General features: G+C 54.8%; 19 protein-coding genes. 16 read left to right on the forward strand and 3 right to left on the reverse strand.

Annotated features, from left to right (window positions below; translation table 11 throughout):
* Nucleotides 1-18: 18 nt before the first annotated feature.
* A complete protein-coding gene (locus Dform_RS06995) occupies nucleotides 19-1,500 on the forward strand; it encodes a DUF2779 domain-containing protein (protein ID WP_076004382.1) in 1,482 nt (493 codons plus the stop codon).
* A 72-nt stretch (nucleotides 1,501-1,572) separates the two neighbouring features.
* Here the strand turns inward: Dform_RS06995 and Dform_RS07000 are convergent, their stop codons facing one another.
* Nucleotides 1,573-2,316: an SIMPL domain-containing protein gene (locus Dform_RS07000; protein ID WP_076004383.1), complete on the reverse strand. Its 744-nt coding sequence runs from the start codon at nucleotides 2,314-2,316 to the stop codon at nucleotides 1,573-1,575.
* A gap of 224 nt (nucleotides 2,317-2,540) precedes the next feature.
* Between Dform_RS07000 and cfa the strand changes: the two genes are divergently transcribed.
* The 8 genes from cfa to Dform_RS07040 all read left to right on the forward strand — a co-directional run bounded on the left by cfa (nucleotide 2,541) and on the right by Dform_RS07040 (nucleotide 8,156).
* Nucleotides 2,541-3,656 (forward strand): cyclopropane fatty acyl phospholipid synthase, encoded by a 1,116-nt coding sequence (gene cfa / locus Dform_RS07005; protein ID WP_076004384.1) that lies wholly within the window; start codon nucleotides 2,541-2,543, stop codon nucleotides 3,654-3,656.
* A 120-nt stretch (nucleotides 3,657-3,776) separates the two neighbouring features.
* A complete protein-coding gene (locus tag Dform_RS07010; RefSeq protein WP_076004385.1) occupies nucleotides 3,777-4,724 on the forward strand; it encodes an ABC transporter ATP-binding protein in 948 nt (315 codons plus the stop codon).
* Complete coding sequence (locus Dform_RS07015; RefSeq protein WP_076004386.1) at nucleotides 4,717-5,580, forward strand: ABC transporter permease; 864 nt, start codon at nucleotides 4,717-4,719, stop codon at nucleotides 5,578-5,580. The genes Dform_RS07010 and Dform_RS07015 overlap by 8 nt, the downstream gene beginning before the upstream one ends.
* Before the next feature lie 8 nt (nucleotides 5,581-5,588).
* Complete coding sequence (locus Dform_RS07020) at nucleotides 5,589-6,008, forward strand: GIY-YIG nuclease family protein (RefSeq protein ID WP_076004387.1); 420 nt, start codon at nucleotides 5,589-5,591, stop codon at nucleotides 6,006-6,008.
* A gap of 46 nt (nucleotides 6,009-6,054) precedes the next feature.
* A complete protein-coding gene (gene lepB / locus Dform_RS07025) occupies nucleotides 6,055-6,645 on the forward strand; it encodes a signal peptidase I (protein WP_076004388.1) in 591 nt (196 codons plus the stop codon).
* A complete protein-coding gene (gene pyrE / locus Dform_RS07030) occupies nucleotides 6,641-7,207 on the forward strand; it encodes an orotate phosphoribosyltransferase (RefSeq protein WP_076005104.1) in 567 nt (188 codons plus the stop codon). The genes lepB and pyrE overlap by 5 nt, the downstream gene beginning before the upstream one ends.
* Before the next feature lies 1 nt (nucleotide 7,208).
* Complete coding sequence (locus Dform_RS07035) at nucleotides 7,209-7,676, forward strand: Holliday junction resolvase-like protein (RefSeq protein ID WP_076004389.1); 468 nt, start codon at nucleotides 7,209-7,211, stop codon at nucleotides 7,674-7,676.
* Nucleotides 7,677-7,679: 3 nt separating this feature from the next.
* On the forward strand, nucleotides 7,680-8,156 hold the full coding sequence (locus Dform_RS07040; protein ID WP_076004390.1) for a GNAT family N-acetyltransferase: 477 nt from the start codon (nucleotides 7,680-7,682) through the stop codon (nucleotides 8,154-8,156).
* A gap of 1 nt (nucleotide 8,157) precedes the next feature.
* Here Dform_RS07040 and mutL read toward each other — a convergent pair whose 3' ends face one another.
* On the reverse strand, nucleotides 8,158-9,846 hold the full coding sequence (mutL, locus tag Dform_RS07045) for a DNA mismatch repair endonuclease MutL (RefSeq protein WP_076004391.1): 1,689 nt from the start codon (nucleotides 9,844-9,846) through the stop codon (nucleotides 8,158-8,160).
* The gene (locus Dform_RS07050; protein WP_076004392.1) at nucleotides 9,847-12,078 is read right to left on the reverse strand and encodes an ATP-dependent helicase; all 2,232 of its coding nucleotides are present in this window, start codon (nucleotides 12,076-12,078) and stop codon (nucleotides 9,847-9,849) included.
* Between the two features lie 221 nt (nucleotides 12,079-12,299).
* Here Dform_RS07050 and pyrR point away from each other — a divergent pair, with 221 nt between their 5' ends.
* Genes pyrR through Dform_RS07085 form a run of 7 tightly spaced genes read left to right on the forward strand, consistent with a single transcriptional unit; the run spans nucleotide 12,300 to nucleotide 21,587 of the window.
* Nucleotides 12,300-12,836 (forward strand): bifunctional pyr operon transcriptional regulator/uracil phosphoribosyltransferase PyrR, encoded by a 537-nt coding sequence (gene pyrR / locus Dform_RS07055; RefSeq protein WP_076004393.1) that lies wholly within the window; start codon nucleotides 12,300-12,302, stop codon nucleotides 12,834-12,836.
* Nucleotide 12,837: 1 nt separating this feature from the next.
* Nucleotides 12,838-13,815, forward strand: a complete 978-nt coding sequence (locus tag Dform_RS07060; protein ID WP_076004394.1) for an aspartate carbamoyltransferase catalytic subunit — start codon at nucleotides 12,838-12,840, stop codon at nucleotides 13,813-13,815.
* Nucleotides 13,812-15,107, forward strand: coding sequence for a dihydroorotase (locus Dform_RS07065; protein WP_076004395.1), 1,296 nt, complete (start codon nucleotides 13,812-13,814; stop codon nucleotides 15,105-15,107). The genes Dform_RS07060 and Dform_RS07065 overlap by 4 nt, the downstream gene beginning before the upstream one ends.
* Complete coding sequence (carA, locus tag Dform_RS07070) at nucleotides 15,104-16,207, forward strand: glutamine-hydrolyzing carbamoyl-phosphate synthase small subunit (protein WP_076004396.1); 1,104 nt, start codon at nucleotides 15,104-15,106, stop codon at nucleotides 16,205-16,207. Before Dform_RS07065 ends, carA begins: the two co-directional genes overlap by 4 nt.
* Nucleotides 16,197-19,427, forward strand: a complete 3,231-nt coding sequence (gene carB, locus Dform_RS07075) for a carbamoyl-phosphate synthase large subunit (RefSeq protein ID WP_076004397.1) — start codon at nucleotides 16,197-16,199, stop codon at nucleotides 19,425-19,427. Before carA ends, carB begins: the two co-directional genes overlap by 11 nt.
* Complete coding sequence (locus Dform_RS07080) at nucleotides 19,414-20,202, forward strand: dihydroorotate dehydrogenase electron transfer subunit (protein WP_225973656.1); 789 nt, start codon at nucleotides 19,414-19,416, stop codon at nucleotides 20,200-20,202. The genes carB and Dform_RS07080 overlap by 14 nt, the downstream gene beginning before the upstream one ends.
* Nucleotides 20,203-20,231: 29 nt before the next feature.
* Nucleotides 20,232-21,587, forward strand: coding sequence for a BaiN/RdsA family NAD(P)/FAD-dependent oxidoreductase (locus tag Dform_RS07085; RefSeq protein WP_076004398.1), 1,356 nt, complete (start codon nucleotides 20,232-20,234; stop codon nucleotides 21,585-21,587).
* Nucleotides 21,588-21,618: the final 31 nt, after the last annotated feature.

The following is a 21,618-nucleotide window of genomic DNA, read 5'->3' on the forward strand; positions in this document are numbered from 1 at the left end:
ACGGATTACAATTAATAGATGAAACGTCGGAGCAGCGGGAAACTACTGACCAAATCCAAGTTCATGGCAGGGCTTCAATGCCCACGCTACCTTTGGATTTACGTCAACGATCCTTCCCTCATTCCGCAGCCTGACCTGGTGACTCAGCATACCTTTGACCAGGGTCACGAGGTCGGCGAGGTCGCCAAGAGGCTTTTCACGGGCGGCATCGACATGTCCGGCCTTGGTTTCCGCGAGATGCTTTCGGAAACTTCGGCGAGGCTCGCCGATGGCAAGCCCATCTTCGAGGCGGCTTTCCAATGCAATCAGCTATACGCCCGCGTCGATATCCTGAATCCATCGGGTGCTGTCGGCTGGGACATTGTTGAGGTCAAGAGCGCTACCGAGGTCAAGGACGAAAACATCGCCGACGTCGCTTTCCAGAAGTACGTCGTTGAGAGATGCGGAATAACCGTCAACCGATGCCACCTCGTTCACATCAACCGGGAATACATTAAGCAAGGCCCCATCGACCCGGCAGGTCTGTTGATTTCGGAAGACATTACGGAGCGGGTTTCCGAGGTTTCCGGAGGCATGGCAGACATGGTGGAGGACATGCTCGAAACCATTGCCGGAGACTGCCCGGATTCGATCATCGGGAGGCTTTGCGACTCGCCTTATGACTGTCCTCTCAAGGACGAGTGCTGGTCATCCGTACCTGAGCATCCGGTGAGCGATCTGTACCGCATCGGATCGAAAATGGACGAACTATTCAAGCGGGGAATCACCTCTATCAGAGATATCCCTGAAGGCTTCAAGTTAAACGAGAAACAGCTTGTCCAGAAAACGTGCGTCGAATGCGGTCAGCCTCACATTGAACGCGGTAAGATCGCCAGTTTTTTAGGAGACTTGAAATACCCTCATCACTTCCTCGACTTCGAGACCTTTGGCACAGCGATACCCATATTCAACGGCATCAAACCATTCCAGGCCATCCCATTTCAATTTTCTCTGCATACCGTCGAGTCGCAAACGTCAGGAGCCGTACATCGGTATTTTCTTGCTAGAGGGCCTGGAGATCCCCGTATCGAGTTCATCGAGGCGCTGAAAACTTCCCTCGGTGAAGGCGGCACCATAATTGTTTACAACCAGGGTTTCGAGCAGGGGATTTTGGAAAAACTCGCGGAGACGTATGCTGAATACCGGGAATGGATTGAAACGGTAATTGCCCGAATGGCCGACCTGATAATTCCGTTCCGGAATTTTCATTATTATCATCCTGAGCAACGCGGCAGCGCCTCGCTCAAACACGTGCTGCCATCGGTCACCGGTATCAGATACGAGGGCATGAACATAGCCGAAGGTCAGACGGCAAGCCTGAAATTCATGAGTGCCGCTTTCGGCGGTCTTTCAGACGATGAAAGGACGAAGATATTTGAAGATCTCCTCGAATACTGCGGCCAAGATACCTACGGCATGGTCCGTATTGTCGAAGAACTTTGGAAATTGACCGAGTCCTGATAAAAACCATCGGTAACGAAACACGGCCTTCTAAACGAAGGCCGTGTTTCTATTTTGGGAAGGGAGGAGGAGCTATTTGATGTTGTAGATGACCTGAACGGAAACGGTCAGGTCGGTATCACCGGGAAGAATCGGAGTCGTCGAACCGGCGGCTCCAGCCTTGGAGTCGAATGACGGTGGGACGATCCGGGCAACATTGCTGGAGGAATCACTAACGTAGCTGACCGAACCCAGCGAAACACCGGTAACTCTGGCGATCTGTTCAGCCTTGGCCTTGGCGTCCAGCAGGGCAAGCTCGCGGGCCTGGTCGATCGATTTGGTGGGATCATCCACCGAGAAGGAAATGTTGTTAACCCTGATAGCGTCACCCGCGGCGGCAACGGAGGCATCGATAATTTTGCCGGTGTTGGCGATCACGCGAACCTTAACGGTAACGGTGTTAGTCACCTGGTAGCCGCGGATCACCGGCGTGCCGATGTCCTTGGTGTAATCATAAACGGGGTAGATGTTGAAGTTCTGAGTCTTGATGTCTTTATCAGCGACACCTTGAGTCTTGAGGACGTTTACCAGAGCATCCATTGCGGCGGAGGCTTTTTGATTGGCATCAGCCAGTGTAGCGGATTCGACCTGGACGCCCAGAGTCAGGTTAGCCACATCCGGGACAACCGTGACTTTGCCTTCACCGGAAACCCAAATCCCAACCTGCTGGGTGGTGTTGATGAGTTCACCAGACTGCGCTGAGGTGAAGCCCATGACTCCGAGCCCGACAGCGAAAATGGTAATCGCGATCAAAGCTCCCATGATTCCTTTTTTCATCTTCTTCAATCTCCTTTTCGATTGGTCTCAACAGATATAACGGCCCGTCCCTGCATTAGTTAGTTCCAAACTTCAAAAACCTAAATTCTCTATAGGCTTCATAAAAACCGATGGTATAATTATCAAAAATATCGCTTTTGCAACGGAGGAACCGGCCTTCCGGCATCGGCGCCGCCTCTCCACCGACCTAATTCGACGCCAACCTGCGGCTGAAAAGTTGTGCGATGGGCAACGAAAAGGAAATCCTCAAACAGCTGTTATCGGGAGCGGAAATAACCTTAAACGGGGATAAAGACTTCGACCCCCAGGTACACGATCCCCGTTTTTACAAGCGGGTCCTGCAAGAAAAGTCCCTCGGGTTGGGGGAGGCTTATATGGACGGCTGGTGGGACTGCAAAAGCCTAGACCAGTTTTTCTACCGGCTGCTCGGCGCAGATTTGGATAAACAAGTCAGAAATAACCCCCGGCTGATCTTATCGTTCGCCTGGAACGCCATTGCCAACCCGGGTAGAAAATCTAAAGCCTTCGAGGTCGGCCAGAGGCATTACGACATCGGTAACGACCTCTACCGGGCGATGCTGGATAAACGCCTTACCTACACCTGCGGCTACTGGAAGAACTCAAGCACTCTTGAGGAAGCGCAAGAGGCCAAACTTGAGTTAGTATGCAAAAAGATCCACCTTGCACCCGGCCAGAAGATCCTCGATATCGGCTCAGGCTGGGGATGTTTTATCAAATACGCTTCCGAGCATTACAACGCGGAGTGCGACGGCATCACGGTATCCAAGGAACAGAAACAACTCGCCGATGAAATGTGTTGCGGGATCCCAGCCAACACTCAGCTGAAAGATTATCGCGACATCGATGGCAAGTACGATAATGTGGTTTCCCTGGGGATGTTCGAACACGTGGGGCAGAAAAACTACGGGGTATTCATGAAAACGGTTCATCGTCTCCTTAAAGACGGAGGACTATTCCTGCTCCATACAATCGGAGGAAACAAATCAACGACCGGTTCAGACCCGTGGATCACTAAGTACATTTTTCCAAATTCGATGATTCCGTCCATGGCCCAGATTACGAAGTCGATCGAAGGACTTTTCGTTCTGGAAGATTGCCACAGCTTTGGTGCCGATTACGACAGGACGCTCATGGCCTGGCATAGGAACTTCACCGGTAACTGGCCAAATCTTTCGGACAAATACGATGAAAGATTTTACCGGATGTGGAGCTACTTCCTACTTTCCTGCGCCGGATCTTTCCGTGCCCGTAAGAATCAGTTGTGGCAGTTGGTTCTTTCAAAACGGGGGGTGGCAGGGGGATACCAGGCGGTACGGTAATTACCCGATTTACCCTTGATTTATCAGTCTAACCGGCACCTATTCTCGTTTCAGGTACATTCATGTTGTGTTATTCTAGGTTAAAGGGTTAGGTCGAACGACCTTCAGAAAAGGTAGAATATGAGTCTGGACAACAGTTCACGTTCAAATGGAGATGTGATTCTCAGAACTTCCGGGTTGACCAAATATTTCGGAACACTGGCAGCAGTCAAGAACCTGAACCTGGAGCTCAGAAAAGGTGAAGTCTTCGGCTTCCTGGGACCCAATGGAGCCGGCAAAAGCACGACCGTAGGCATGCTGCTGGGGCTTATCGCCCCGACCGCCGGTGACATAGAAATTTTCGGCCTCAAGCTGGAAGAAAACAGATGGCCGATACTCAGGCGGATCGGCGCGATCATCGAAGAACCAGCTTTTTATCCTTACCTTTCGGGTTGGGACAACCTGGAGGCTTTGGGAAAAGCCATCGGCGGAGTGACCGACTCCAAGATCAAGGACGTGCTGGAAAGGGTCAACCTTCTAGACAGGTCAAAGGACCGTTACCAAACATACTCGATGGGCATGAAACAGAGGCTGGGCATCGCAGCCGCATTGGTGCGCGACCCGGAACTCATAATTCTCGACGAACCAACCAACGGCCTCGATCCCGCCGGCACCAAGGAGATCAGGGATTTGATACCAGAATTAGCCCACGAAAACCGGGCGGTATTCCTGTGCAGCCATCTTCTTCATGAAGTCGAGCTTGTCTGCGACAGGGTGGCGATCATCAAGAAAGGCACAATGATAGCAAACGCCCCGGTCCGCGAACTGGTCACCACCGGACAGGTGCTGCAGGTGAGGGTCACGGATGCGGATTCACTTGCTGCTTCAGAGGTTCTAAAAGGTCTCCCTTGGATAAGGTCGGTCAAATCAGAAAATGGTTACCTTATCGTAGATGCCCCCAAGGAAAGCGGTGCCCCGGTCAATAAGGCATTGGCGGAGAAAAATATCTTCGCTTCAGAAATAGTGCCTCACATGGCCAGCCTCGAGGATATATTCCTGGAGCTTACCGGAGGTGAAAGCCATGTTTAGGCTTATCGGCGCCGAACTCTTCAAACTTCGTAAACGGGGAATGAGCCGGATACTCCTTTTCGTTCTGATGGGGATATTGGCAATCTTGTATCTCATCTTGTACGCAGTGTCCCGAGCTAACGTGCCTTCCGTCCCGGGCGGTCCAGGGCAAGGCGACCTGCAGACAGTTTTAGGCCTCCCTGTTGCCATTCCGTTCGCCCTCAACATGATCGCCTCTCTTGGCACGGTCCTGGCAGTCATCCTGGTGGCCAGTTCGATGGGCAACGAATACAATTGGAAAACCATCCGCAATACCGTCACCGCCAGCGAGAGCCGGTTCAAACTGCTGGGTGCAAAATTGATCTCGGCATTCATATTCATCCTTATCGGCATGGTCATAGGTGTGATCACAGGCTTCGTAATGAGCATGATCACCACTGCCATAGGCGGCAACAGTTTCAATTTCAGCTTCTTTACCGGCAGTTATGCCTGGGACCAGTTCCTCCAATTCTGGCGGACGTTTTTCGTCATGCTGCCGTTCATTTTCCTCGGTTTTATGCTTTCGATAGCCGGACGTTCCGCAATGCCGGGCATCGCATTGGGGATCGGTGTTCTGTTTTTCGAGCCCGTCATCACCGGGCTGATGACGTTGGCCGGGGGCTGGGTGGCTGAGATACCCAAGTACCTGCTAGGGGCTAACGTAAACGCCATCACGGCACTGGCCAACCTGCCAGAAGGATTCAGAGGTGGTTTCGGCGGCGCCGGCGACGCCGCGGCGCCTAGTGTGCTTCACGCAACGATCGTGTTAAGCATCTATGCCATCGCTTTCGTCACTTATGCCTTTTACCTGTTCAAGAAGAGAGACGTTACGGGTTAAACGTCCGGATGGCGGTCAAAGGCGTCTATATTTTGCTTGTCGAGCTGCCGAAAGACAGCGAGATCAACACCCTGCGGCGAAAATTCAATTTGCCCAAGGGTTTCTATCTCTATGTCGGTTCGGCGATGAACAACCTGGAAACCAGGATAGCGCGGCACCTTTCTCCGAACAAAAAGCGGCACTGGCACATTGACTATCTGCTTGACGTTTCTCGGATAATGGCGGTGTTCCGGGCGCAGACCGGCTCGAGGATGGAATGTGAACTGGCGGGGCGGCTCGATGACCTGAAATCGATCAGAGGGTTCGGCTGCAGCGATTGCCGCTGCCGTTCTCACCTTTTTTACGGGACCGACACCGATTCTTTACGACGATATGCTGAAGACGCCTTCAACGCCATCGGGCTGGAACCAAACGTGAAACTAATTTAACTAATAAGAACTGCGCTGTTATAATAGGAAAAACTCTGGAGACTTCTTGAAAGTTTTTAAATCCGCCCTCATGGAATTAGCCTACATCCTGGCCGGGGCGCTGATAATATTTCTGCTGTTCCAGGTCACGCTGCAAAACTCCATCGTCGACGGTTCCAGCATGGAACCCAATCTGATGAACGGCGACCGGTTGCTGGTCAGCAAGGTCAGCTACCTGTTCAGCGAACCTAAGCGCGGCGATATAGTGATCTTCCCCTCACCGTACGGCGACGGCCGGGAATTCATCAAGCGCATCATTGGCTTACCGGGTGAAACGGTTCAGATCGTCTCCGGACAGGTTAGCATCGACAGAACTCCGATTGACGAGCCGTACCTGGTGAACAAGGACACCAGGAGCTATCCCGCTACGGTCATTCCCGACGGCGAATATTTCGTGCTGGGCGACAACCGGCCCGTAAGCCTCGATTCGCGCCAGGGGTGGACGATAAAGCGCGACGATATCAACGGTAAAGCCTGGCTGGTATTCTGGCCGTTCAAGAGTTTTGGGCTCGCACCGAACCATAAATTTGCCGATATTGCCGCCGGCGCTTTGCTGTTGCCGATTTTCATACTTCGCCGCCAGGAGAACTCCAATTAAAAACGTCGAAGCATTATTCGTCGAATCCGGAGCCGTCTTAAAAGGTCACTTCCTCTTGACTTCCGGTCTTCACTCCCCGGTTTACTGGGAGAAATTCCGCATCATCGAAAATCCAGCGGCAGCGGTGCCCCTGTGCCAGATGATCGCCGATCATTTCAAAGGCAAAGGGATCGAACTTGTCGTCGGTCCCACCACCGGCGGCATCATCCTGGCTTTCGAAGTAGCCCGTCTCATGGGCTTGCCTGCCGCCTTTGCCGAGAAACTGCCATCCGGTGAACGAGAGTTCCGCCGAGGTTTCAAGATCAAGCCCGGAGAAAAAATCCTGGTTGTCGATGATGTGTTGACCACCGGCAAGAGTATCCGAGAGGTAATCGACGCAGTCAGCAAGCATGGTGGCGACATCGTCGGTTTCGGAGTATTGATCGATCGTTCCGAGACCCCTCTCGGCTTCGGAGCCGAACTTTACTCCTGCCTGAGGCCTGCTCCGCCGCCCACCTACCGTCCGGAAGATTGCCCCCTATGTAAGTCCGGCCAACCTTTAAAAAAGCCAGGAAGCAGCTAGGGTGGGTACGGCGCTGGCCATCGCCGCAATCGTTTTGCTGGCTTTTATCGTCATCACGATCAATTATTATCTGATCCGCAGGCGCTTCGAGTCCCGGTTCAAACAGTGGCAGGCGCAGGAGCAGGTCTACTGGCAAAACGAGGTCGGGCGGGCCTCGAAACAAGCCGTTATCCAGAGCCGGGCGGTTCTCGGCGGCAAGTTCACCGAGCAGATGACCCCTTACCTGCCTGAATTCAAGTACGACCCGACCGAAGCCAGATTTATCGGCTCACCTATCGATTTCGTCGTGTTTCCAGGGCTTGCCGCCGGCGATCCCAAAGAAGTGGTCATCGTCGAGGTCAAGAGCGGCAAGAATTGCGCGCTGACGCCTTCCGAAAAGAAAATCCAGGAACTCATCGAAGACGGCATGGTGCGCTGGGAAATCATCGAGCGACGATGTGAGCCGGAAATCGATTCTCAAGAATTATAGGAAATGTCTACCGATACCCAATACCTAATCAAACCATTCATTGAAGACGATTTACCACTCCTTACGCGTCTAATCAATGAGACGATAGAGCGATCTTATGTGCGCGCCTATCCTCCAAAGGCGGTACGCTTTTTCCTCGATTACCACGCTAGGGTCAATATTCTCCGGGACGCTGCCGCGGGCATAATTCTGATCGGTTGGGAAGGAAAGGCGGCGGTCGCCACCGGTACCCTGGTGGGAAATTACATATCTCGGGTATTTGTCGGCAACCAGTATCGATCACGAGGCGTCGGGAAAATGATCGCCAGGGAGTTGGAGAATCGAGCTCGAGCGGGAGGCCTAAGAGTACTGGAACTCGATGCCTCTGTGACATCCAGAAGTTTCTGGGAACGGCTGGGCTGGATCGTTATCTCTCACGAAGTTGAAATGGTTGAGGACGAACCTCTGGAATATTTCAAGATGAAGAAAGAATTAGTTTAATCTAGGTTCGCTTAAAATAATGCTCCAAAGCTGAGATTTCCAGCTTCATCAGGGTGGGGCGGCCGTGGGGGCAGGAGTTAGGCACCTGGGCTTTTTCCAGATCAAGCAGCAAAGCCCTGATTTCGTCCATCGCTAGTGCCTTGCCAGCCCTCACTGCTGCGTGACAGGCAATAAGTTCTGCCAATCTTGCCTCCTCGCGGGCAAGCGACTCAGGCGAGTTCAGAAATTCATGCAGGGCGGATTGCCAATCTTTGCCCGATAATGCTTGGGGAATGGCGCGGACCAGCAAAGTGCGCTCACCGAAGGATTCGATGATGAATCCATAGCTGGCAAGTGTTTTTGCCAAAACAGTCACTCTGCTAATCTCAGCCGGGGTTAAATCCAGATTTTGCGGCTCAAGGAAAGCCTGGGACATCGGCGAGCGCTTTTCACGTTCGTCCAGAACTTTCTCAAACATGATGCGCTCGTGAGCCGCGTGTTGATCGATGATGTACAGCCCTTCCGGCCCCTCGGCAAGAATGTAACATCCGCCAACTTGCCCCAAAGGCCTCAAGGCCGGCAGGGTTTGGGATGGGGTGGCTTGGACATTCTGTCTCTCTCCGTACAAATCCGCCGGTTGACGCATTGTCTGAAAACCTGGCGCCCGATAGGCCGCAACCGTGTCCCCAATCATCGGAGGTGAAATAGGAACTACAGGAACCGGCGCTTCTCCAAGAAGAACCGAACGGACTGCGCGGCGCACAAACTCAAATACCTTGCCGTCTTCCCTGAATTTTATCTCGGTCTTAGCCGGATGGATGTTGATATCGATGTCGTAAGGCGGAAGCGAGAGGTTGATAATCGCGATCGGATACCTGCCCACGGTCAATAAGCCGCGGTAGCCCTCTTCAACGGCGCGGGACAAAATCTGGCTCCTGACCCACCGCCTATTAACGAAAAAGTACATCCCGGTACGATTCGCCCTGGAGTTTTCCGGAGCTGAAACCAGCCCATTGATCGAAAAAGCGCCATCGTTACCGGAAAGATCGATCATCCGGGCTGAGGTTTCCCGGCCGAGAATCGCAGCTACCGCATCTCTCAATTTGCTGTTGCCGCTGGTGGCCAATGATTCACGCCCATCAACAGTCAGTCGAAACCGAATTTCTGGATAAGCCAGAGCGTAATTGCTGACGGTGGTCACTATATGCCCTGTTTCAGTGCCATCCGACTTAAGAAACTTCAATCTGGCCGGAATTTCACGAAAGAGTTGGGACACTGAAATGGTGGTGCCGCAGGACCGGGCGACCGGTCGAATAGTGTCTTCCCGCCCGCTTCGAAGTGCCAACACACTGCCGGAGATGCCGCCGGCGGTAGCAGTAGTCACTTCAATGTCAGCGACAGAGGCGATCGAACCGAGCGCCTCACCCCTGAACCCCAGGGTCCCGATGGTATTCAAGTCGTCAAAGGACGAGAGCTTGGAAGTGGCATGGCGGGTAAAGGCCAACGGAAGGTCCTCTAACGGTATGCCGCAGCCGTCATCCGTAACCCTGATCAGGCTGGCGCCGCCGCCCCTGATTTCAACGTCGATCCGCCTTGAACCGGCGTCGATCGCGTTTTCGACCAGTTCTTTCACCACCGAAGCGGGCCGCTCGACTACCTCGCCGGCGGCGATCCTAGCCACGGTCTTGGGGTCAAGGAGACGGATGGGCATTTACATCTTCTCTAAACGGGCGAAGGAAAGGAGCAATTTTTTAAGTCCGGCTGTTTTGAACGCCACGACAACCTCGGTATCTTCTTTTACTGGCAGCGTGCTGATAACTACACCGTCACCGAACATCGAATGTTTTACCTGGTCCCCGGTCTTGAAAGCCTGGGGTGTTGCCTTAACGTGAGTTCGGGCTAGTCCGCCGGTCGCGGGATTCACCGGAACGGACGGTTGCGGCGGCCGCTCGGCGTAGTCATAGAGCTTTTTCTGGAGCGGGATCAGCGGCTTGACCGGCTCTTCACGGAAAGGCGCTGCCGTGGTGAGGTGGGCGGGAATAGATGAGAGGAAACGGGACGGTTCGTTGACCGTGCTTCCGCCCATCAGGCTCCGACGGAACGCCCTCAACAAATACAGCCGCCGCTTGGCGCGAGTTACACCGACGTAGCATAACCGGCGTTCTTCTTCCATCTGGGCGGTATCATCGAAGGACCGGAAATGAGGCAGAATTCCCTCTTCCAGGCCGACCATGAACACCACCGGAAATTCGAGTCCTTTTGCCTGATGCAATGTGATCAGGGTGACCCCCCCTTCTGTCTCGTCGAGATTGTCGACATCGGAAACCAGGCTGACGCTCTCCAGGAACGGAGAAAGCGCCTCTCCCGGGGGCAGGGAATTGAACGGCTCGGCCACGGTTCTCAACTCCGCGATATTTTCCAGGCGTTCCTCGCCGTCGGGTTGAGCCTTGAGATAAGTGGAATAGCCGGATTTTTCGAGGACGTGGTCAAACAAATCCAGAATCGGCAGGGTCTTACTTTCGTCGATAAAACCATGGATCAGCTTGTAAAAAATATCGAAAGAAGCGAGAGCCCTCGCGGTTAACGGCGGTTTATCGGCACCGGCCGATGCCTGTTCCAGGGCTTCGAAAAAAGAGACGTCTTGTTGTTTCACCCAAGCCTGCATTTCGACGATCGACTTATCACCCAACCCGCGAGGGGGCACGTTAATCACGCGCATCAGGGATACCGAATCGGCGGGATTATGGATCAGCCTGAAGTAGGCGATCAGGTCTTTGACTTCGCGCCGTTCGTAGAAACGGGTACCGGCCACGAGTTTATAGGGAACGCCGTACCGGATGAAAGCTTCTTCCAGCGCCCGGGACTGGGCATTGGTGCGGTACATCACCGCGATGTCATTGAGGCGAAACTTTTTCGAAGCCGTCAGCCGCTCGGTTTCCCTGACGACCATCTGCGCTTCTTCCTGCTCGTTGTAGGCTTCAATAAGGCAGACCGGTTCGCCCGGTTCGTTTTCCGTCCACAGCTTGATACCTTTTCTGGCCCGATTGTCGGCGATAATGTTGGAGGCGGTCTCCAGAATTTTGGCGGTCGAACGGTAATTCTGCTCCAGGTAATGTATCTGGGCGTCCGGAAAATCTTTCTCGAAATTGAACACGTTGCGCAGGTCGGCAGCCCGCCATGAGTAAATGGACTGGTCAGGGTCTCCGACAACAGCGATGTTGCGGTGTCCGCCTGCCAGCAGTTTCACCAGTTCGTACTGTACCAGGTTGGTATCCTGGAATTCGTCAACCATTATGTGGACATAGCGGTCCTGGTAACGTTTCAGTATCTCAGGTTTCCGCTTGAAAAGGAAAACCGTTTTGAGCAGCAGATCGTCAAAATCGACGGCGTTGTTCTGCGAGAGCATCTTTTCATAGCGTTCATAAACCCGCGCCACTATCTCGTCAAAGTAGCTCTTGTTGGTCTCCCGGTATTTTTCAGGCGTCACCATCTGGCTTTTGGCCTGGCTGATGGCCGCGGCGATCTTGGGCACCGGGAATTGCTTGGGATCCACGTTGGTGTCGATTGCCGCTTGCTTAAGCAGCTTTTCCTGGTCATCAGCATCGAAGATGACAAATTCGGGATGGATGCCGATGCTCTCGCCGTCTTTGCGCAGAATCCCGGCGCAGATACCATGAAAAGTCCCCAGGGTCATGTCCTTGACCGACCCGGAAAGCAGCTTCTCAAGCCGTTCACGCATTTCACGTGCGGCTTTGTTAGTGAAGGTCACGGCCAGGATCCGGTGCGGGTTAATACCCACCGTCCTCACCAGGTAGGCGATCCGATAGGTGATAACCCTGGTCTTGCCCGAACCGGGACCTGCCAGTATCAACACGGGACCGTGGATAGCCTCTGCCGCCTTACGTTGGGCGGGATTCAATTCTTTTAGAAGGTCGGTCGTCAAAGCCGCTTATTATAGCATTTTTGGGTTCCGGCGGCAGTTTTAAGCTTGTGCCCGCATTACGAATGACCTATTGTCTAATCCGCCCATCCCTGCTATAATGACCATCAATTAAATATCGGACCCCACTCCTTTAAACCCGGTCCTGTGAGGCCGGCAAGGGTTAGCGGGACTAAGCACGCAAAGACACCTCTTGCCGGCACTGAGTCGCAAGAGGTTTTTTCATGCCAAATAAAACGGTTATGACTGCCGAGGATATGCGGAGAACGCTGTCCCGGATCGCCCACGAGATTGTCGAACGCACCAGGGATATCAGGTCGGTGGTGCTTGTGGGAATGCAGACTCGGGGAGTACCTCTGGCAAACCGCCTGGCGAGTCTGATCACCGAGTATGAAAAGATAGAGGCGCCGGTCGGCGCGCTTGACTTCTCCCTCTACCGTGATGACCTCGGACGGCGCAATTTCAATCCGCAGGTGAAATCGACGGACATCCCGGTCGGCATAGAAGGTAAGGTTGTCATCCTGGTGGACGACGTACTTTTCACCGGCCGCTCGACCCGCGCTGCCATGGATGCCTTGATCGAATACGGCCGACCGAAAATCATTCAATTGGCGGTCCTGATTGACCGCGGTCACAGGGAGTTGCCCATCCGCGCCGATTACGTCGGCAAAAACATACCTTCCGCGGCCAATGAAGACATCAAGGTAAAGCTGGCTGAGACTGATGGGGCGGATGAAGTACTCATCTCCTCAGGTGAATAACATGTTGAACGAAACTACCGCCGCGCCCAAGACGAACGCCTGGAATCACCGTCACCTCCTTGACGTCGATGATTTCACGCCTGAAGAGTTCGAAATAGTCTTCTCAACGGCAGACGCCATGTCGGAAATTCTATCCCGGCCAATCAAAAAGGTGCCGGCGCTTCGCGGCCAAACGGTAGTCAACCTCTTTTACGAGAACTCGACCCGGACCCGCGCTTCCTTCGAAATCGCCGCCAAGAACCTCTCCGCGGATGTCCTGAATGTCACCTCAACGGCTTCCTCGATAACTAAAGGTGAAAGTCTCATCGACACGCTGAAAACGCTGGAAGCCCTTGGCGCGAATATCATCGTGATGCGCCATAATTTCTCCGGCGCCCCATACCTGGCAGCGAAACACAGTAAAGCCAGCATCATCAACGCCGGCGACGGTTGGCACGCCCACCCAACCCAGGCGTTGCTCGACCTGTATACAATCCGGAAGCATAAAGGTAGCCTGGCCGGGCTCAAAGCGACTATCGTCGGGGATGTGCGGCACAGCCGGGTAGCCCATTCCAATATCTGGGGCATGACCAAGCTGGGGATGGAGGTCACTTTATGCGGGCCGCCAACGCTCCTTCCGTACGGGCTTGATAATCCCGGCGCCAATTTTCCGAAGGTCAGGGTCGAAAATCAGGTAGAAAAAGCCGTTGCCAACGCCGATGTCGTCATGGCCTTGAGGTTACAGCGTGAACGGCAGCAGAGCGGGCTGCTGCCATCAGTGCGGGAATATGTGGAGCGCTACCAGATCACGTCTGAACGTCTGAAAAAGGCTGCCAAAGATGTCCTGGTAATGCATCCGGGCCCGGTAAACGAGGATATCGAACTGGCGACAGAATCAGCTTACGGTGAAAAATCGGTCATTAATGAACAGGTGAGTAATGGCGTTGCCATCCGCATGGCGATTCTCTACCTGCTCTCCGGCAGACAGGGTGAACTATGAAAAACTTTTTGATAAAAGGCGGAAGGCTGGTAGATCCGGCGCAGGGTATCGACGGTAAATTCGATATCGCGATGGCAGACGGTAAAGTCTCATGGATCGGTGCCGGGGAACCGCCGAAAAACGACTATACCGTTATCGATGCCACCAACCTGACCGTAACGCCGGGTTTTATCGACCTGCACACCCACCTGCGGCAACCTGGATTCGAAGAAAAGGAAACGATCTCGACGGGAACAGCCGCGGCGGCCCGAGGCGGCTTCACCACGATTTGCTCAATGCCCAACACCAACCCGGCGGTTGATAACCGCGCCACCGTCGATTATGTCAAGTGCGTCGCCTCCCGTGAAGCTGTAGTCAGAGTACTCCCTATCGGATGTATCAGCAAAGGACGAAGGGGTGAAACTCTGGCCGAACTTGGTGAAATGGCAGGCGCGGGTGTCATCGGCTTCTCAGATGACGGTTCGCCGGTTCCCGGCGCGCGCTTGATGAAACAGGCAATGGAATATGCCGCTGGCCTCAACCTGCCGATTATCGATCATTGCGAGGAGCCCAGCCTGGCCGAGGGCGGCCAGATCAACGAAGGAATTGTCGCCACGCGGTTGGGGCTTGCCGGCATACCCAACGCCGCAGAAGAGACTATGATCGCACGCGACATAGCCCTGGCTAAACTTACCGGCGCCAGGCTGCACCTGTGCCACATCAGCAGCAAAGGCTCGATTGATCTCATACGGGCTGCCAAAACCGGGGGCCTGAAACTGACCGCCGAGGTCACCCCACACCACCTCACCCTGACTGAGGAACGGTGCCTGGGCTACGACACCAACGCCAAGGTCAATCCGCCGCTGCGGACTTACGCTGACATCGAGGCGCTTATAGGGGCACTGCTTGACGGCACGATCGATGCCATCGCGACCGACCACGCGCCGCACACTGAAAACGACAAGTGCTGCGAATTTGCCCTTGCCCCATTCGGTATTTCCGGCCTGGAAACAGCTTTTGGCAGCCTGATGAAACTGGTGCACAGCGGCAAAATGCCGCTGCCGCTGATCGTCGAGAAATTGACCGCCGGGCCGGCCCGGGTTCTCGGTAATGGCTTTGAAACGGCCGGTTCCCTCAAGGTTGGAAACCCCGCCGATTTAGTAATTTCCGACCCGGCTGCGGAATGGATCGTTGAAACCGCCAAATTCGCGTCCAAAGGCAAGAATTCCCCGCTCGCCGGCGAAAAACTCAAGGGCAAGGTGATCGTCACCATCTATAATGGCAACATCGTACACGAAGAGGACATCAGATGACCAAACGCGCCATCCTGGTCCTGGCCGACGGGTCGGTTTATGAGGGCAACAGCTTCGGAGCCGAAACCGATGCTTTCGGCGAAGTGGTATTCTCCACCAGCATGACCGGCTACCAGGAAATGTTGACCGACCCGTCCTTTGCCGGGCAGATACTCATCCCCACATTCCCGCTGATCGGTAATTATGGGGTAAATCCCGCCGACTGGGAATCAGATAGGCTTCAGGTAAAGGGTTTTGTGGTTCGGGAAGAGTGTACTGATCCGTCCAACTACCAATCCGAAGCAAAGATTGATTCCTATTTGAAACAGGGCGGCATTCCGGGGATATGGGGACTCGACACTCGCGCCATTACCCGGAAACTGCGAAGCCATGGCGTGATGATGGGCATGATAACCTCGGACAAGACGCCGGGGCAAGCACTCGAAATCCTGCGGATGTCTCCAATATACGGTACGACAGACTTGGTTAAAGAAGTGTCCACCAAAGCAACTTATGACTGGGACTTGGAAGATATACCCGAGACAGCCCCACGTGTCGCCCTGCTGGACTGCGGCTGCAAGTTCCACATCATGAGGATACTTCGGCATCATGGTTGCCGGGTCACGGCTTTTCCATGCACAGCCACTGCCAAAGAAATGCTGGCCGTAAACCCCGATGGGATATTACTCTCACCCGGACCCGGAGACCCGGAATTACTGGATTACGCCACCGAGACGGTCACGGGACTAGTCGACAGCGGTAAGCCGATCATGGGCATCTGCCTTGGCAACCAACTCATCGCAAAAGCTTTCGGCGGGCATAACTTCAAGTTGAAATTCGGCCACCGTGGCGGCAATCACCCGGTCAAAGACCTTGCCACTGGGCGCGTTCACATCACTGCCCAGAACCACGGTTACGCAGTCAACCCGGAATCCATCGAAGGCAGCGGTTTGGAAGTGACCCACATCAACCTGAACGATGGCACAGTGGAAGGTATGAAACACAAATCTCTGCCGATCTTCACCATCCAGTATCACAGCGAAGCGTCGCCCGGGCCGCTGGATAACACATATTTATTTGAACAGTTTATGACAATGATGGGGAGGACCGATGCCCGTTAAACCTTCTAAAGTCTTGATCATCGGGTCCGGTCCGATCGTCATCGGTCAGGCGGCGGAATTCGACTACGCCGGTACGCAAGCTTGCAAAGCCATGCGCGAGGAGGGGGTGACCAGCGTCCTGGTCAATTCCAACCCGGCCACTATCATGACCGACGAAGAGATCGCCGACATTGTCTACATCGAACCCCTGACCGTGGAATCGGTCTCCCGAATCATAGAACGAGAGCGCCCGGATGGTCTGCTGCCGACGCTGGGCGGTCAGACAGGCCTCAATCTCGCAGTGGACCTTGCCGATTCCGGAGTGCTGGAAAAATACGATGTCCGCGTCCTGGGCACTCCTATCGACACCATCCGTAAGGCCGAAGACCGGGAACTCTTCAAGAGACTTTTGCTGTCAATCGGCGAGCACGTTCCGCCGTCCGAGACGGTTACTACCCTGGATGAGGCAAAGAAAGTTGCCGAAAAACTGGGGTTGCCCCTCATCATACGTCCCGCCTACACCCTCGGCGGCACCGGCGGCGGCATCGCCACCGACATGGATGAATTCGAGGAAATCGCCGCGGGCGGTATTGCCGCCTCGCCGATCCACCAGATCCTGGTCGAGAAATCGATCGCCGGCTGGAAAGAAATTGAATATGAGGTGATGCGGGACGCGGCCAACAACTGCATCACCGTCTGTAACATGGAGAACTTCGACCCGGTCGGCGTCCACACCGGGGACTCCATCGTCATAGCGCCGTCACAAACCTTGACCAACAAGGAATACCAGATGCTCAGGACGGCATCGATAAATATCATCCGCGCCCTAGGCATCGAGGGTGGCTGCAATATCCAATACGGCCTGGACCCATACAGCGACACCTACTATGTAATCGAAGTCAATCCCCGCGTCAGCCGGTCTTCCGCTTTGGCGTCAAAGGCGACCGGATATCCGATCGCCAGGGTGGCGGCCAAGATAGCGACCGGCAAAACGCTCGACCAGATACCCAATGCCGTTACCGGAAAAACCATGGCCTCATTCGAGCCGGCTCTGGATTACGTGGTGGTCAAGATACCGCGCTGGCCGTTCGATAAGTTTGCCACCGGCGACAGGATCATCAATACCCAGATGAAAGCCACCGGCGAAGTCATGGCTATCGACAGAACTTTTGAGGCGGCGCTGCAAAAAGCGGTGCGTTCACTGGAATTCGGTAAGAAATCGATCCTATGGGAAGACCCATCCTGGGTGCTAAACGGCGATATCTCGAGCTATCCCCTGAAGCCGACCGACCTGCGGCTTTGGGCGATTTTGGCTGCCTTGCGGCGGGGCATCTCCCCGCGGCAGATCTTTGAAGTCACCAGGATAGACCTGTGGTTCCTGAACAAGCTGCTTAACATTATCGCGATGGAAAAGCGCCTGCTGTCGGAAACATTGAACCCGGACCTGTTGTACGAAGCTAAGCGGCTCGGATTCGGCGATGAACAAATCGGCACCCTGGGCGACAGGTTGCCCGAACAGGTCCGTGAACTGCGCAAACAATGGCGAATCCTGCCGACCTACAAGATGGTTGACACCTGCGCCGCCGAGTTCGACGCTGAGACGCCATATTTCTATTCGACCTATGAGTCGGAAAATGAGGCAGTCCCTGTAAACTGCGATAAAGCCCTGGTTATCGGTTCCGGCCCGATCCGCATAGGACAGGGCATTGAGTTCGATTATTGCTCCGTCCACGCCGCCATGTCGCTGTCCAAGGCCGGTTACCAGTCCATCATGGCAAACTCCAATCCTGAGACGGTGTCCACCGATTTCGATACGTCCAACCGATTGTACTTCGAGCCGCTTGATAACGAGAGCGTCCGGGATATCCTGGACAACGAAAACTCAGGTTGCTCCCGTCCTACGCCCTCGATCTGCCAGTTCGGGGGTCAGACGGCGATCAACCTTGCTTACCCGCTGACACGCACTGGAAACCCCATCATCGGCTCGTCGGCAGAGACTATCGACCTGGCAGAAGACCGGCGCCGTTTCGAGGCTTTCCTTTCCGAATTGGATATCCCGCAGGCTCCCGGCGCCGGGGTGACCACGCTCGACGAGGGCCTGAATGTCGCCAACCTGATCGGATATCCTGTGCTGGTGCGACCCAGCTACGTCCTGGGCGGCCGGGCCATGGAAATTGTCTACGATGCTACGGAGTTGGTCCGCTTCATGAAATTGGCGATGGAGTTGCAGACCGGACACCCGGTGCTTATTGATAAATATCTCATGGGGAAAGAATGCGAAGTCGACGCCATCGCCGATGGGGAGCGCGTCCTCATCCCCGGCATCATGGAGCACATTGAACGCGCCGGCGTCCATTCCGGGGATTCCATGGCTGTTTATCCCGGACTTGGGCTGACGGCCGAGGAAACCGAGACCATTGTCGATTACACCAGCCGTATCGGTCTGGCGCTGAACGTCCGCGGCTTGATGAACGTCCAGTTTGTCATCATGCGCTCCGAGGGCCAGAGCAAGGTATATATCCTGGAGGTTAATCCCAGGGGTTCCCGTACTGTTCCGTTCTTGTCCAAGGTCACCGGCGTCCCGATGGTTGATGTCGCGGTTAACGTTATGCTGGGCAAAAGCCTCAAAGATCAAGGCTACGAGGGCGGTCTTTGGCCGGCTAAGCCGCTGGTGGCTGTCAAAGCCCCGGTATTCTCCATGTCCAAGCTGATCGGCGTTGATACCTATCTTGGGCCGGAAATGAAGTCGACCGGCGAGGTCATGGGTATTGATCATGACCTCAAAGGCGCCTTGATCAAAGCACTGATTGCGGCTGGTCTGGCATTGCCTGCCGAAGGCAGCATCCTGCTCTCGATTGCGGACCGGGATAAAGCCGAGGCGCTGCCGCTTATCCGCAAGTTGCATGGCATCGGCTACGGCCTCTATGCCACCGAAGGTACGGCGGCGATGATCGAGGTCGCCGGGATGCCTGTGAAAAAGATCTCGAAAAAACTGTCCGAAGGCCATCCAAATATCGTAGATATGATCCGCCTCGAGATTGTATCGGGGGTTATCAACACCTCAACCGGCGGCAGGGTACCGCTTCGGGATGGTTTCCATATCAGGCGCGCGGCCGCCGAAAAACGTGTCCCATGCTTCACATCCCTGGATACCGCGCGGGTAGCCATCGACGCGTTGGCCGATAGGAGCTACAATTACAATATCAAATCCATGCCGGAATACCGCAGTGGCAAACAATAGACCATACCTTGGTATCGCCAGCATCCTGTCAAATGAACCGGTCATGCCCGGAGTTTTCCGGCTGAGACTACAATGCGACGAAATCGCCGCAAAGGCCCAACCCGGCCAGTTCGTCATGCTGAAGTGCGGCGATCGTCTGCTGCTTCGCCGCCCGATCAGCATCAGCGAGGCTAACCCTCCCAGCGGCCAGATCGGTCTCTTGATCGCCAATATTGGAAAAGGCACAGACTGGTTGTCGGGACGAAAGCCTGGCGAGGAATTGGATATCATAGGGCCACTGGGCAACGGTTTCGTCATCGGCGACAAGGCTGAAAACCTGCTCTTGATCGGCGGCGGCATGGGTATCGCCCCGCTTAATTTCCTGGCAACAAGGGCCGCCACACTCGGAAAAAGGGTCACTTTAGTATTAGGCGCCCGAACCGGCGAGCTCCTTTGCCCGTCGACGTATCTCCCTGAAGTCAACGAGTGTGTCTTCTGCACCGAAGATGCCTCAGTGGGCATCAAAGGCCGGGTCACCGACTGCCCGGACGCCCATATCGAAGCCGCCGACCAGATCTTCACCTGCGGTCCGCTGCCCATGTACCGCGCCCTGATGAAAGACGCCCGATTCAAGTCCAAGCCGATGCAGGTATCGCTGGAAGTCCGAATGGCCTGCGGAATCGGGCTTTGCTACGGCTGCACCATTAAGACGGAGAGCGGACTCAAACAGGTCTGTGAAGACGGTCCCGTGTTCGAAGCGCACGATATCCTGTGGGAAGAACTGGCGGACTTATAGGCTTGACCTCTGGGACTATTGACAGGCAAATGATTAATCCTTCGAATAAAGCCGGCGTCATCGTTATAGGCGGGGGAGCCGCCGGACTGATAGCCGCGGGCCGGGCGGCTGAACTTGGCGCCCAAGTTACCCTCCTCGAAAGAATGGAAGCTCCCGGCAAGAAACTCCTCATCACCGGCAAAGGTCGCTGTAATATCACCAACACCGCTCCTCTCAAGGAATTCCTGACCGCGTTCGGACCCAACGGCAGGTTCCTCCACGGCGCCTTCCATAGATTTTTCAGGGATGAACTGCTGGAACTTTTCAGGCAGAAAGGCGTCGAAACCGAGAATGAGCGGGGCGGCCGGGTCTTTCCCGTTTCCGACAACGCTGCCGACGTAGTTAACGCGCTGGTGTCTTACGGCGAGAGCCACGGGGTAGAAATCAGGCCGAATAGCCGCGTTATTACCATTGAGCGCGATTGCGACGCCGTCACCGGGGTTCGTCTCGAATCTTGTGAGATAATTCCCGCCGGCGCCGTGATACTGGCCGCTGGGGGTGCCTCTTACCCCGCCACGGGATCCGCCGGCGACGGCTTCAACCTCGCCGAAGCACTCGGCCACAAGATCAATCCACTCTATCCAGGCCTGGTGCCGCTGGTTCTAAAAGAGATCAGTTTCGCTATCGCCTGCCAGGGTGTCGCCCTGAAGAACATCCGCCTTACCGCCTTCGGGTGTGATAAAGGTTCCATCCCGAAGATGACCATCGAGCATGATTACGGCCGCGGCACGGGTTATGAAAAACCCGCGAAACCGATCATCGAGAGCCGCTTTGGCGAGATGCTGTTCACCCATTTCGGAATCGGCGGACCGATAACGCTGCTGATGAGCCAGGCGGTAGCGCGGGCTCTGGATTCCGGACCGGTATCAATCAGCATCGACCTCAAACCGGCACTTTCAAACAAAGAACTCGATGCGCGCTTGCAGCGGGAGTTTGCCGCTTCTCCGAAGCGCCAACTTCCGGCAATCCTGCGGGAATTGTTGCCTGAAAAAATGGTGGAGGTTATGGCGGGAATGTCAGGGATCCCGTTAGGCAGGACCGCCTCAAATTTTACCGTCGAAGATCGACGTGCCCTGGTCAGCCTCCTCAAAAACCTGACTTTCGAAGTAAGGAGTACCCTGCCTCTGGGTGCGGCCATGGTCACGGCCGGCGGCGTCGAACTTAGCGAAGTCGATCCGAAAACAATGGCTTCTAAGCTGGTGCCGGGTCTTTACCTGGCTGGCGAGGTATTGGATTTAGACGCCGATACCGGCGGCTATAATCTCCAGGCCGCGTTTTCGACCGGCTGGGTAGCGGGTGAATCTGCCGCTAAATTCCTCGGCGCCAGGGAGCCCAAAACATCCTGAATTCCAAAAATTTTGCGTTATAATAGTTGAA

The organism is Dehalogenimonas formicexedens (assembly GCF_001953175.1).
Classification (GTDB): domain Bacteria; phylum Chloroflexota; class Dehalococcoidia; order Dehalococcoidales; family Dehalococcoidaceae; genus Dehalogenimonas; species Dehalogenimonas formicexedens.

Excerpts from the sequence above, each read along its gene's own strand:
- mutL (WP_076004391.1), bottom strand. The coding sequence starts at position 9,846 with ATGCCCATCCGTCTCCTTGACCCCAAGACCGTGGCTAGGATCGCCGCC.
- Dform_RS07015 (WP_076004386.1), top strand. The coding sequence starts at position 4,717 with ATGTTTAGGCTTATCGGCGCCGAACTCTTCAAACTTCGTAAACGGGGA.
- Dform_RS07000 (WP_076004383.1), bottom strand. The coding sequence starts at position 2,316 with ATGAAAAAAGGAATCATGGGAGCTTTGATCGCGATTACCATTTTCGCT.
- carA (WP_076004396.1), top strand. The coding sequence starts at position 15,104 with ATGACCAAACGCGCCATCCTGGTCCTGGCCGACGGGTCGGTTTATGAG.
- pyrR (WP_076004393.1), top strand. The coding sequence starts at position 12,300 with ATGCCAAATAAAACGGTTATGACTGCCGAGGATATGCGGAGAACGCTG.
- Dform_RS07085 (WP_076004398.1), top strand. The coding sequence starts at position 20,232 with ATGATTAATCCTTCGAATAAAGCCGGCGTCATCGTTATAGGCGGGGGA.
- Dform_RS07010 (WP_076004385.1), top strand. The coding sequence starts at position 3,777 with ATGAGTCTGGACAACAGTTCACGTTCAAATGGAGATGTGATTCTCAGA.
- carB (WP_076004397.1), top strand. The coding sequence starts at position 16,197 with ATGCCCGTTAAACCTTCTAAAGTCTTGATCATCGGGTCCGGTCCGATC.
- Dform_RS07065 (WP_076004395.1), top strand. The coding sequence starts at position 13,812 with ATGAAAAACTTTTTGATAAAAGGCGGAAGGCTGGTAGATCCGGCGCAG.
- cfa (WP_076004384.1), top strand. The coding sequence starts at position 2,541 with ATGGGCAACGAAAAGGAAATCCTCAAACAGCTGTTATCGGGAGCGGAA.
- Dform_RS07020 (WP_076004387.1), top strand. The coding sequence starts at position 5,589 with ATGGCGGTCAAAGGCGTCTATATTTTGCTTGTCGAGCTGCCGAAAGAC.
- Dform_RS06995 (WP_076004382.1), top strand. The coding sequence starts at position 19 with ATGAAACGTCGGAGCAGCGGGAAACTACTGACCAAATCCAAGTTCATG.
- Dform_RS07060 (WP_076004394.1), top strand. The coding sequence starts at position 12,838 with ATGTTGAACGAAACTACCGCCGCGCCCAAGACGAACGCCTGGAATCAC.
- Dform_RS07040 (WP_076004390.1), top strand. The coding sequence starts at position 7,680 with ATGTCTACCGATACCCAATACCTAATCAAACCATTCATTGAAGACGAT.